At 36.1% G+C, this 13,299-nt stretch carries 10 protein-coding genes and 1 pseudogene; 2 read left to right on the plus strand and 9 right to left on the minus strand.

The genetic code is table 11. The features are described from left to right. Window positions 1-125: 125 nt before the first annotated feature. The gene (locus F6K27_RS23725) at window positions 126-290 is read right to left on the minus strand and encodes a hypothetical protein (RefSeq protein ID WP_161564722.1); all 165 of its coding nucleotides are present in this window, start codon (window positions 288-290) and stop codon (window positions 126-128) included. A gap of 719 nt (window positions 291-1,009) precedes the next feature. Between F6K27_RS23725 and F6K27_RS23730 the strand changes: the two genes are divergently transcribed. Next, the gene (locus tag F6K27_RS23730; protein ID WP_287278630.1) at window positions 1,010-1,861 is read left to right on the plus strand and encodes a lysophospholipid acyltransferase family protein; all 852 of its coding nucleotides are present in this window, start codon (window positions 1,010-1,012) and stop codon (window positions 1,859-1,861) included. Window positions 1,862-2,127: 266 nt separating this feature from the next. After that, window positions 2,128-2,486: pseudogene (gene tnpA / locus F6K27_RS23735) on the plus strand (IS200/IS605 family transposase). Between the two features lie 296 nt (window positions 2,487-2,782). Here the strand turns inward: tnpA and F6K27_RS23740 are convergent. From F6K27_RS23740 to F6K27_RS23780, 8 genes are all read right to left on the minus strand, one after another. Continuing rightward, window positions 2,783-3,274 (minus strand): ureidoglycolate lyase, encoded by a 492-nt coding sequence (locus F6K27_RS23740; RefSeq protein WP_124147350.1) that lies wholly within the window; start codon window positions 3,272-3,274, stop codon window positions 2,783-2,785. Between the two features lie 745 nt (window positions 3,275-4,019). Further along, complete coding sequence (gene psb28 / locus F6K27_RS23745; protein ID WP_124147349.1) at window positions 4,020-4,370, minus strand: photosystem II reaction center protein Psb28; 351 nt, start codon at window positions 4,368-4,370, stop codon at window positions 4,020-4,022. 460 nt (window positions 4,371-4,830) lie between these two features. Further along, window positions 4,831-6,156, minus strand: coding sequence for a hypothetical protein (locus tag F6K27_RS33965; RefSeq protein WP_353736056.1), 1,326 nt, complete (start codon window positions 6,154-6,156; stop codon window positions 4,831-4,833). Window positions 6,157-6,318: 162 nt separating this feature from the next. Continuing rightward, the gene (locus tag F6K27_RS23760; RefSeq protein WP_287278632.1) at window positions 6,319-6,708 is read right to left on the minus strand and encodes an SGNH/GDSL hydrolase family protein; all 390 of its coding nucleotides are present in this window, start codon (window positions 6,706-6,708) and stop codon (window positions 6,319-6,321) included. Window positions 6,709-6,818: 110 nt separating this feature from the next. Beyond that, a complete protein-coding gene (locus F6K27_RS23765) occupies window positions 6,819-7,163 on the minus strand; it encodes an SGNH/GDSL hydrolase family protein (protein WP_287278633.1) in 345 nt (114 codons plus the stop codon). A gap of 214 nt (window positions 7,164-7,377) precedes the next feature. Then, window positions 7,378-8,847, minus strand: a complete 1,470-nt coding sequence (locus F6K27_RS23770) for a cobyrinate a,c-diamide synthase (RefSeq protein ID WP_287278635.1) — start codon at window positions 8,845-8,847, stop codon at window positions 7,378-7,380. Window positions 8,848-9,040: 193 nt separating this feature from the next. Next, a complete protein-coding gene (locus F6K27_RS23775) occupies window positions 9,041-9,484 on the minus strand; it encodes a globin domain-containing protein (protein WP_124147345.1) in 444 nt (147 codons plus the stop codon). A 426-nt stretch (window positions 9,485-9,910) separates the two neighbouring features. Next, a complete protein-coding gene (locus F6K27_RS23780; RefSeq protein ID WP_287278637.1) occupies window positions 9,911-12,583 on the minus strand; it encodes a glucosidase in 2,673 nt (890 codons plus the stop codon). Window positions 12,584-13,299: the final 716 nt, after the last annotated feature.

A 13,299-nucleotide genomic window follows, 5' to 3' on the forward strand; every position in this document is an offset into this window, starting at 1 on the left:
GAGTATACTACCCATCTAAAAAGAATATTAGGTGGGTTTAGCAAAACTAATTTAATTTGGCTTTTTTTAGTTTCTGACATATTGTATTCATATGTCTAAAAATACTTGCACTACAGAATATTTAGTTATGAAGCAGTATTACCAATAGTATTGTTATTTTTAGTTTCCTGCAATAAATCTGCCCAAGACCAAGCAAAACTGACAATCATAGCTTTAGCTATTGCATTCATCTGTTCTTTGTTATAACTTTTGGGAATTTGTTGTGCTTCTTTAGATGTATTATTATTCATTTTGATTAATCTCATAAAATTACTCATAAAATTAAAATCCATACTTATAGATACAACTTCTATTAACTCTTTTCCGTAAAAATATAACTGTGACAAATAACAAACTGAATAGTGATCTATATCATCAAAAAATTACCGAAATATCAGTTTCTAGATAAATTTACTTAGAGAAAAATGTCTTAACTGTACAAAATTATTAAAGTAGGGATTTTGCACAAATGAAGTAGAGAAATTACGAACTTTTGAATACTTGCATTATGCCAATTAAAAATATGGTTAAAGACGGTTTCACAATCAACTAAATCCTGTAAAATGGCTTATTTATGAAAAGAGATAACACTGGATATCAGAAAAATTATCAACCTTTGATCAACTGGAGTTATACTAAATCCGGTTTAGATACTATCTTTAAATTGCAGGGATAATAGCATATAACTGAAGTTTTCAATAAAAATAGCATTATTTTTAGGAATTGGTATAATACCAATTGATCGAGGAATATTATCAAACCAATAGAGAGGTTTCATAGAGCCTCCGTAGAAAAGAATTTTATTTGTTTAGATACAAATATAAAAGCCTACATAGTCTCAACTACATATTTATAATTCTCACCTTTTTGTTCTTAATTTCCTTGCCTTAACATTTTTTTTATAGATGCTCTCTAATTCTAAGATATAATTATGAGAATTACGAGTAAAATAACAAATTCATATTCATAGATGCCAGTGTTTACTGTCAATAAGCAAAACTCTCGTCAACCTTATGATGGTTGGTCTTTAGATGACCGTGATCCAGAAGTAATTAAATCTTTGATGCCATTATGGGAATGGTTTTATCGTTATTATTTTCGAGTTCAAACCGATGGGTGGCATCATATTCCTAGAGATGAAAAAATACTGATCGTTGGATCTCATAATGGTGGTTTACCCGCTCCAGATATGCATATGTGTATGTATGACTGGTTTAAAAGGTTTGGTACAGAGCGTTTGGTTTATGGACTTATGCACCAGAATGCCTGGTCAGTTTTTCCTACTACTCCCTTAGCAGTACAATGTGGAGCAGTTAGAGCGCATCCGAAAATGGCGATCGCTGCTTTCCAAAGAAATGCCTCTGTGGCTGTTTATCCTGGTGGTGGCCCAGATGTTTTCCGTCCTCATTCTATGCGAGATAAAATCTATTTTGCTGGACGTAAAGGCTTTATTAAGTTGGCTTTGCGTGAAGAGGTACCTATTGTGCCAATGATTTCTAATGGTGCCCACGATACTTTAATAGTGCTGGCAGATGTTTATGAACAAGTGAAACAGCTCCATGAATGGGGTTTGCCTTGGTTATTTAGTCTCGATCCAGAAGTGTTTCCTATCTATATTGGATTACCCTGGGGATTAGCTATTGGGCCTTTACCTAATTTCCCTTTGCCAGTAAAAATTAATACTCGGGTTTGTCCTCCCATTGTGTTTGAGCGTTATGGACGTGAGGCAGCTAGTGATCGCGATTATGTTGATGCTTGTTATGAGCGAGTTATAACTAAAATGCAACAAGAATTAGACCAATTAGTGTTATCAACTTCATAATTTAGTATTGATTTCATTGCCCAAGAAATTTTAGCCTTCTCTTTCTGAACAAAAGACTCTGGTTTTAACTGGGAAAAGTTAGTGAAGTTCTCTCCCGTTAAATCGGAGATTATAACGGGAGCTTCTAAAACAGAGATAATTGAACTGAAGTGGGCTTGATTTTATAGCAATAAGTAATTATCATATTTTGATTTTACATTTACTGCCATATCATGTAAAGTAACTATAATAAAGGTTTTAGGTCTGTTTACTCTCTTACTGCTCATATTGTATTTGTCACTCTTCTACCGAAAAAAAGTAATTACTTCTGAGATACTACAGCAATTGAACAAAATATTTGATCAAACCTGTCAAAAGTGGGAATGTGAGTTAGTAGAGTTTAATGGTGAAGTTGACCATGTACACTTATTAATCACATTTAACCCAAAAGTTCAATTGAGCAAATTTATAGCAAATCTCAAAACTGTTTCTAGTAGGTTGATCAGGAGAGACTTTTATGATTACCTAGCCAGGTTTTACAAGAAACCTGTACTGTGGAAGGGTTCTGATTTTGTTGCTAGCTGCACCAGGTGTAACTATTGAGCAATTAAAGGAATATGTTGAACATCAATCGACACCTATTTAATTTGCTGTCGGGAATTGCCGAATCTAATTGGATATGGAGTAAAATCCCAATTACAAGTGGAGCAATAATTAACTTTTTCTTCTGTATATTTCGTATGACATATCGGACATTGATTCATATTATTTAATTCTTCTTATGAGTAAATATTGACAATAGTTTATATTATTATACCCAATACTGTCGCCGACAACTTGTAGATAGTCCACGAAATAAACCTATTTAAATATCTTGTGCAAGAGAATTTAGGAACACTCCATGAAATATCCCTACAAGGGTTTCATAAAAGGAGAATAATCTTAAATAATTTCCAACTCTAAATTATGACTTTTAGCAAAGTTATGAGTAAAATGATCTACCTCATTTGTATCACTCAATTCTAAGTTGTAAAAATCTACAAATTCATAATCTGAATATGGTCCCGCGTGCCAGGTTCCCACCTCTAATTTAATAAAACAATTCCCGGGAATTTTAAAAGCAACTACATCTTCTAATTTTGGTGCATTCTCTACACAAGGTGGAGCAACTGCCATTAACCATTCCTTAGCTTCTAGGGAACCCAAACATTGAGTACATTTTATATGACGAGTAATTTTAGTAAATTTTCGGTCTTTTCCAAATAACCGCATAATATAGAATCGTGGCGTACCATTTTCTAAATTTAATTGAGCATCGTCTTGGTTATATTGTTTATCATCTCCTGTTGCCCAAATTACTTGTCCAAAAGGTCGAAAATTCTCTGGTGTAATTTCTTGGGCAAACAGTTGTTTAACTACTATTGATTTACTCATTTTTGATTCTTATAAAATTTAGCTATACAAGTTTTTTTTACAGTAGATTTGACCAGGCGTGAGATACACACATAGGGGGCAAGATGCCCACACTGGGAACATTTAATCATTAATATCTGTACTTCTTATACGACCGAATCTACTGTATCTTTTCTATGGCGGGTTTAATCATGTTCGGATAATTACTTATATCATGTCCGGTTAAACAGTGATAAATAAATAACTACGGAGGAGTCAGGAGTCAGGAGTCAGGAGTCAGGAGGAAAGAGGTAATAAAGAAGAACAACTGGAGTTGAAGGAGAAAGTTTTTTTATAACTAATTATCCGGACATGATATTATAATAAATTTTTTGTTTGTAGTTAGGCTTTAGCCCTTACAATACTTAGTATTATTGCTCAAGCAAAACTACAAAGTCCTATTATAACTGTTCTACCGAACATGGTATAATACCTCACCTTACAGGGGGTACTTCAAATTATTTGCTATCAGACCAATTCCCATGCATTAATTCTATACTTAAGTAAAACTTCAGTTATTAAGTAATTAACACAGGCCGAATATTTTTTTTACTAATTTAAGCCAAGTTAATGTTAATTACTCTTATGTTTACTACTCCCCGACTCTCCCAGTCCCCTAATCAATAAAATCTAGAAAAGTTTTTGATAAATGGTATGATAAGACACGCCAATTCATGTCGTTGACTTATCCCCATCTACTTCTTCCTTCTTCCTTCTTCAAAGTTACTTAATTAGACTTAAATTCAAAACCATTCGCCTCAGCATAACGGTGTAAAAATCGCATGACTCTCTCAAAATTTTCCTCTGATTCTACTTCAAAAGAACATTCTACTTGAGAAAAATCACTTTCATCAGCAGACAAAAATTTAATCCCACTAGGAGCAACTTCAATATTTCCTTCCTCGTCTTTCAACCATAATTTATTTATTTTATTAGTGAAGGAACGAAAACTTTCCGTAGCTTGAAGACGGTCAAACATTAGTACAACTATTTTTGTGTCAGAGTTACGACGTTTTCTCAGACTAACTTCTGTAATTTTCTCATTCAATCCTTCAATAAATTCCACAGATACTGTCATTTTATTTCTCAAGCTGAATATTAATATTAAACAGTGATTATTTTACCAAAAAAAGTAGAAAGTGAGGAGTATAGCAGTCGAAGGAGAGATTATACCATTTCTCAAAAACTTTTCAACCCGTATCTTGAGTAGGAGACCCACCCCTACTGCTCCCAGGAGGGGAAGTAGATAGGGACATTGCATCCAACGTCTGTACAGAGAAGTAAACATACAGCATATTCCACTTTAGTGAGATACATTCATGGCGGGCAAGATGCCCGCACTTGAATTCATTTCCTTGTTAATCTCTGTACTTCTTATGCAAGGAATCTGCTGTCTTTATCAAAATAATATGGGTCGCGCAACCCCACCTTTTAAGGCGCAATATTTTTGGATAGTTGCTCAAATCCCCTACTTCCGCTCCTGGGAGGGGTTAGGGGTGGGTTGACTTCTGAGTTCTGACTTCTGAGTTCTGACTTCCTTAAGCTCTGAGCAAGAAATCATCAGCACTCACAGATGCTTCATTGAGCAGTCTAGCAAATCTGCCACCACTACCAAATCCTGCTTCACTGCCATTTTGGTTGTAGAATAAGTTTCCGTTACCAGTGTTGTACACAATCAAAGCATTAGCAGTGGCCGCTTCTTGATTACTGCTAACTTCCTCAAACTCTGTTTCAATACTGGTAAGTGCAGTGAAAGTTCTTTGGTCTAGGAGAATCAAGTCTTGTCCGGGAACAAAATCTGTAATTCGATCTATTCCTAAATCTTCAGCAGTAAACTCCGCATTAGTGGCAAAAATAAAGCGGTCTATACTTGCTCCACCAGTTAAAATGTCGTTTCCACTACCGCCATTTAGGCGATCGCGACCAGTACCACCTTCTATAATATCATTACCATTACCCCCAAGGAGATGATCGAAACCAGGACGGCCAATCAAAAGGTCATTGCCATCCCCACCAAGTATAAAGTCGTTACCCAAACCACCATTAAGAACATCATCGCCATCCCCACCATTCAAACGGTCGTCATCCTTTCCACCCAGGAGACTATCGTTGCCGTTGTTACCATTAAGGGTGTCGTTACCTCCTAGTCCACTTAATCTGTCGTTGCCCAAGTCACCATTGAGAATATCGTTATCATTAGTACCTTCTAGGTTGAGACCAGGAACTATATCGCCGTCATCAATATTAGAAATCTCTACATCATCTGGATCGATGCCATTGTAGTTATCATCCTCACTTTCAGCGGCTGCTAGTTCAATAGTATAGTCGATGTTCCCGTCGATTTCGTTGTCGGTTACTCCTGTCACAGTAACGGTTTGGGGTTCGTCCCAATTTTCTGAAGTAAAGGTGAGACTGTCAGTATCAACTGTGCCTTCGGTTTCGTCGGAACTGCTAATGGCAATGGTAACGTCGGCGGTAGGTTGGCTATCGAGAACAACGGTAAATTCGACAGTATCTCCTGTTTCAGAGGTGTTGAGATCCTCTGTAGAATTAACTGTAATTCCTGGGTGTACTTCAATACTATATTCAATTTCCAGAGTATCTAGAGCTTCATTTGCTATGAACTGATGAGCTGCTTCTGTAGGATGAATTATATCCCAGAATATGTATTCATCTGGATCAGGAACATCAACATCACAGGATTCTACTGAACCATCTTCTCCTAAAAAGGCATCTGGGCAAACAGCCAAAACGTTATCTGACCATATATCTGTTACATTGGTAAAACCAAACTGAGCGGGATTATCAACGAACCCATCTAAAATAGGGTTAAAATTGAATAAGGTAATAGTAGCTCCAGACAAAGATTGCTCTAACTCAGCGATCTTTGACTCCAGTTTTTGATTATGCTCATATCATGTCCGGTAGCATCGGTCTTGTATAGCAAAGGTAAGGAAGAAGGAAGAAGGAAGAAGGAAGAAGAAAGAGGGAAGAGGGAAGAAGGCTACCCTCGCAAGAAAAAACCATCATTTCCTGTAGATATTCACCCTTGGGTTTACACAAACGATATAAATGGACATGATATCATTAGCTAAATTATTAAATTCCTCAGATGTAGATGTATCTACCAATGCACCTACAGGTGTGAGTTCTAATGATGATGATAAGTTAGGGACCAGGAAGTTGCGAGCGCCTACATCATATAAAGCTTCAATACCATTGGTGATATTATTAACAGTTGTATCTGTATTAGCTGGTTCCTCCGGTGGCGGTACTATGCCTAATTGAGATATAGGCTCTACAAGATAATCATTGGAACCCACCCAAATAATATATAGTGCATCAGAGTTAGCAGACTGATTTGTTGCTAATAGAGGATCGATAAAACTCTCAAGTTGTTGTTCGGGGTTGCACATTATGGAATGATATTGCCAAAAATTGGTTTAGATTTTGACTAAAAATAACCATTAATTAATCATTCTAGCAATTGATTAATCCACAATCCAATTCAATCAAAAATATCAAATCATTCGTCACTGTGCAACGCCTGTTGTTCTAAACCTGGCAGACCATTAACATTGTTTTGGTTTCCACTCTGCGCTCCAGCTACAGCATAGTTGGCTCCATCTGGAAAGACAACACCAGTGGAAAAAGCTATAGGATTTATTTCTAAGTCTAAGGATGATGCTAGAGAATCTACCCAAACAGGTCCGTTAGAAAGTCTGCCCTCAAAAGATAGGGGGTTTTCTGGAATTTGTCCTTCTAGGATACTAAAAAAATTTCCTGTATCTGAAAGACTATCCCCAAAGACGAACATTTGGGAAAAATCCAGATTGGAATTATCAAAGTTTTCATCCTCAATATCATTCATTTATTTAACCTTGATTAGTATAATAAACAGGACTTACGCAGGGACACTAAATCCAGTGATGGCCTTAGCGGAGTTTGGCGCTAGCCAATACCATTTGCCCCTACATATGGCGTTTTTAAGGTTAATTTGCGTAAGTCCTCATAAATTTACTTTTTAAGGATAATTCAAGTTATCTAGGAATGTCAAACTTATATGTCAATGCTTTTATATTTAATCAGCAAACCCTAATTAAATGATTGAGAAATCGCTGAGGAATATCTACTCTACTCCCCCAATGAATATGAAGATAGGAAGCATGAAGTTGATAAAATTTCCAACCTTCAACAGTTGCTTTGCTCCGATTTTTATCCTCATCAATTCGCCACATTTTGTATAGAGGTATTGGGGGTGCTGCAGTTAATTCAGAACGATGAAATTCATGTCCATAAACTTGTGTATTTGCTGCTAATAAAGGAGTATCTATATTAGTAATTGCTTGCCGATATCCTAACTTTAAATTTTTACCCATTACTGCCGTAGTTGGTAAAATTCCTACCATCTCCCAAGACTTACTATTAAAGTCAATAATTGCCTGAGATAAATACATTAACCCACCACATTCAGCATAAGTTGGCATTCCAGAAATAATTGCTTTCTGAACAGCTTTTCTCATTAAAATATTTTCGCTTAACTGTTGAGCAAAAACTTCTGGAAATCCACCACCAAAATATAAACCTTTTACTCCCGCAGGTAAATTTTCATCCTTTAGCGGACTCCAAAATACTATTTTTGCTCCTAATTCTTCCAGAATATCTAGGTTATCTTGGTAATAGAAATTAAATGCGCGATCGCGAGCTACTCCTATCAAAAATTGCGACTTTTTTTTCTCAATATTCTTGACATTTGATAGTGGAAAATGTATTCTATTGTTAGGGAGAACTTGGCTAGATAAAAAGTGCTGAGACCCCTCATTATGAATTTTTAAAAGTGGTAGTAATTTCTCCCAATCAAAACAACTTTTTGCTAAGTCAGCTAAGTCATTAATTAAATTATCTAAATCTGGCATTTCATCAGTAGGAAGTAAACCTAAATGTCGGTCAGGAATAGTAATATTTTGATGTCGTCGTAGTACCCCAAGTACAGGTAAATTTATAAATTTAAGGGAATTTTGAAGTAACTGTAAATGGCGATCGCTCCCGACCCGGTTGAGTATCAAACCAGCAAAATTAATATTAGAGTCAAAAGAAATTAAACCATGAGCGATCGCTGCCACAGAACCTGATAACCGACTACAGTCAAGCACCAATAATACAGGTACATTCAGCAACCGAGAAATATGAGCAGTAGAAGCAAAATCAGGAAAACACCTACCACTTTCATCTTCTACCCCCCTTAAAAAGGGTGGACAGGGGGGAGCAAAACTTACCCCATCAAATAAACCCATCACCCCCTCAACCAAAGCAAAATCAACATCTTGAATATTTCGTGCAAAACATTGCTGCACATAAACCTCGGAAGTCAACACCGGGTCTAAATTCCGACAAGACTTACCCGTGACATACTGATGAAACATCGGGTCAATATAATCAGGTCCCACCTTAAATGATTGCACCTGCAAATTTTGCCACTTTAAATAAGACAGTAAAGCCAACGTAACAGTTGTTTTACCAACCCCACTACGTTCCCCCGCAACTATTAAACTCAATATTTCCCCCGTCTTTTTAACTCAAAAAATTGGGCATTGCTGAATTAAGATATGAAAGTAGGTTTATAGGGAACACTTAACTGGGAACAGGGAAAAGTTAATATTAACAAGTAGTTCAAACCATCCAAAATAAAAAATCCCAAATACAAAATTATCAAATCATACCCAGAATCAGCAACGCCAAAAATTGAAATCAGGAAACACCTTCCTCTTCATAAATTTCATGCTCTCGGTGAATAAAAACTTCTGCCAACGCCTGATAAGCTTCTGTCCAAGCAGATATAACTTCTGGCGTAGCTGCCTCTCCCAAAACATCCTGCATAGCTTGCAACATACATTCTCCCACCACTGGATATTGTTCCGGTAGTACATGAGTTTGCACATGGCGGTGAGCAATTTTTTCAACCATTGATTTTAGACCAGCCAAATTATCAATATGAGCAGCATAACTATAAACTGCAGTAGCTAACTTTGCAGGTTGAGATCCATCAGCTTGAGCAGACATATTAAACTGGGATTTGATTTCAGGATGATTTTCAAACATTATTTCATACATCCGAGTAGTAATTTGTTTTCCCTGTTTTTTCAGCACTGGTGCGGTAGATTTGACAATATTAATTGTTTGTTGACTGACCATATATATTGTTAATAATTTGATACCAAAATAATTTTACCTTTCGATAATTTGTTATCGAATTAAATCAACTTTTTCTTTATACATATCAAAAAAAATGGCGTTGCTTAACGAAGTCAGAAGTTAGAAGTCAGAAGTTAACCCACCCCTAACCCCTCCCAGGAGGGGAGCAGGAGGGGAAGTAGGGGATTTGAGCAACTCTCCAAAATATTGCGCCTTAAAAGGCGGGATTGCGCAACCCTTATGATTTTGATAAATGCGCTTGGGATTTTAATAGACATCTCCAAAAATTAAAAATAAAATCAATTATTATCCAGAAATTATCAATTATTCCCCTCCTGGGAGGGGGAGGGGCGAGGAGTGGGTTCCCTGTTCCCTGTTCCCTGTTCTCTGTTGCCTCTTTTCTGGAGATGTCTATCATAACCAAAACTAAATTTCACAGACATATTCGCTCCGTTGCTGAATCAACTTTGCTACTAAACCAGTCCAACCAGTCTGATGACTCGCCCCTAAACCAGCACCATTATCGCCGTGAAAATATTCATAAAACAAAATTAAATCTTGCCAGTGGGGGTCATTTTGGAATATTTCTGTGTCACCATAAACCGGAGATTTTCCATTTTCATCCTTGAGGAAAATTTTAATTAGTCTGGCTTCAATTTCTAATGATACTTCCCATAAATTCATCATCCGACCTGAACCTGTCGGACATTCCACTCGAAAATCTTCACCTAAATAATTATGAAATCTTTGCAGAGATTCTATCATTAAATAATTAATTGGAAACCAGATTGGACCCCGCCAATTAGAATTTCCTCCAAACATTTGACTGGTAGATTCGGCAGGTTCATAATCAACTCTATATTCTTCTCCATTCGCATTAAAAATATAGGGATTTTCGGCATGGAAATGAGATAAGGAACGAATACCATAATCGCTGAAAAATTCATTTTCATCTAACATTTTTTCGAGGATTATTCGTAGGCGTTCGGGACTAACAATTGCTAATAAACGTTCTGAGTCAATACCGCAAGCTTCCATACAAGCAATATTGGCGCTAAGGTCTATCCTATTTGCCATAAACCATTTTACCCGTTTCTGGAATTTAGGTAATTGTTGTAAAGTTTCTGAGTCAATAATTGCCACAGCAAATAATGGAATTAATCCTACTATTGAACGGATTTTTATATGTATATCTTCTTTATCTGGTTGGTGGAGAACATCATAATAAAAATTATCAGTTTCATCCCAGAGTTGAGTCCCATCTGAACCTAAATGATTCATGGCATCAACTATGTAGAGAAAATGCTCGAAAAATTTAGAAGCAATATCTTCGTATACTTCATTTTCTTTGGCAAGTTCCAGAGCAATAGTTAACATATCTAGACAGTACATTGCCATCCAACTTGTACCGTCTGATTGTTCAATATGACCTCCGGTTGGTAACTCTGAACTCCGGTCAAATACTCCAATATTATCTAAGCCTAAAAAACCTCCTTCAAACACATTATTTCCCTCAACATCCTTCTGATTTACCCACCAAGTAAAATTGAGTAAAAGTTTTTGAAATACTCTTTCGAGAAACTTGCGATCGCTACGACCATAAAGTTCTTTTTCTATTTGATAAACTCGCCAAGTTGCCCAAGCATGAACGGGAGGATTTACATCACTAAAATTCCATTCATAAGCTGGTAATTGACCGTTGGGATGCATAAACCATTCTCTGGTTATTAGGTCTAATTGACGTTTAGCAAAATCAGGGTCAACTATTGCTAAAGGTACGGCATGAAATGCTAAATCCCAAACAGCATACCAAGGATATTCCCACTTATCAGGCATGGAAATTATATCGTCATTAAATAGATGAACCCACCCATAATTTCTAATATGTTTACGGTTTTCTGATACTGGCGGTTGGGTAGGGTCGCCTTTTAGCCATTCTTCGACAATATAATGATAATATTGTTTTGTCCAAAGTAGTCCGGCAAAGGCTTGACGCTGAATATTACGCCATTCATCCTTCATTTTACAAGGGGAAAGACGCTGATAAAATTCATTTGCTTCTTGAATTCTGGTTTGAAAAGTTTCTTCAAATTCTGTGTCTAAAGGCTGTTTAATTTCTGGGGAGTTAGCAAGTCTCAATTTAACAATTTTAGTTTCACCTGGTTCTAGTTCTAGACGATAATGTGGAGAAAATTTAGTTCCATACATCTCTGGATTAATGGCATTCTTTTGTCCATTAATTAGATAGTTATTGATGCCGTCTTTGGTATAAGGAGAATCATTTTTTTCTCCAAATAAAGTTTGTTTATTAGTTTCATTTTCTGTGAAAAATAGTTCCATTGTCTGAGGAAAATAAAACCACCTTTTTCCTAAAGTTGGGTGGTCTGTTTCAATGAGACCAGGATTAATTTTTTTGAGGAGAGGTTTTTTTGATTGATTATCCCAAGACCAAGTATTTCTAAACCAAAGAGTGGGTAATAAGTGTAACGTCTTAGTTTCTGAACCTCGATTATTTACTGTAATTTTAATTAAAATATCTTCTGTTGTTGCTTTAGCGTATTCGACCAAAACATCAAAATAACGATTTTCTGCAAATATTCCTGTGTCGAGTAATTCGTATTCTGAAGATTTGCGGTCGCGCTGTTGATTTTCTGCTACTAAGTCAGCATAAGGATAAGCACTTTGAGGATATTTATAAAGTGCCTTCATGTAACTATGACTGGGGGTATTATCTAAGTAAAAATAATATTCTTTAACATCTTCCCCATGATTTCCTTGACTTCCAGTTAAACCAAAAAGTCGTTCCTTGATAATAGGGTCTTCCCCATTCCAGAGAGCGATCGCAAAACACAGTCGTTGATGATTATCTGAAATACCACAAATACCGTCTTCTCCCCATCGATAAGCACGAGAAAGAGATTGTTCATGGGAGAAATAATCCCAAGCGGAACCATCTTCGCTATAGTCTTCTCGTACTGTTCCCCACTGTCTCTCACTCAAGTATGGCCCCCAACGTCTCCAGTATGCTTCATGGTTGAGGTCTGCTTCTAGTCTTTGTTCTTCTTGAGTAAATAGGTTATTGTTTTGAGTATTCATCATAATTAATGTTTCGGAACAGTTAAAAATATCAATATCAATTTATTATAATTTTGCTCAACTATTCTGTAACACAATATCCTGATCATCATTTAACAGATAGGTTATTGTTTTGAGTATTCATCATAATTAATGTTTCGGAACAGTTAAAAATATCAATATCAATTTATTATAATTTTGCTCAACTATTCTGTAACACAATATCCTGATCATCATTTAACACAGCTGAATAAATTGTTTGGTGGGTAGGACACGGGGACACGGAGACACGGGGACGCGGAGATGGATGGATAAGAATTGATTTTCTTTTTGATTTTTGGAAATGTCTAATAATAAAGAATAAAATCAAGTATCGTACAGAAATCATCAATTATTTCCCACTACTCCCTACTCCCTACTCCCTTGACTCCTCTCGGTCTAAAAAGCTTGCACTTTTTAAAGGCAAAAAAAAGCTGAAACCAATATCAGTCAATGCGCATGATATTTAATCAGCAAGCCCTACTGAACTATAAAATATGGCTGAAACAGTCTATATTCATTAAAACCCCATCATGATAGCTGAATGCTTACCCTAAACCAATAGATGAATCAAAAAATTTAACTGTTCAATTGTTTAATAGGCAAACTTAAAATTGCTAAAATCTTAGAAATATTTATATCTTCTGCATTTTCAATGACTAACTCCTCATTATTAATATCTACATTTTGACCAGAAAGTT

Source organism: Okeania sp. SIO2F5, assembly GCF_010692685.1.
Classification (GTDB): Bacteria; Cyanobacteriota; Cyanobacteriia; order Cyanobacteriales; family Microcoleaceae; genus Okeania; species Okeania hirsuta.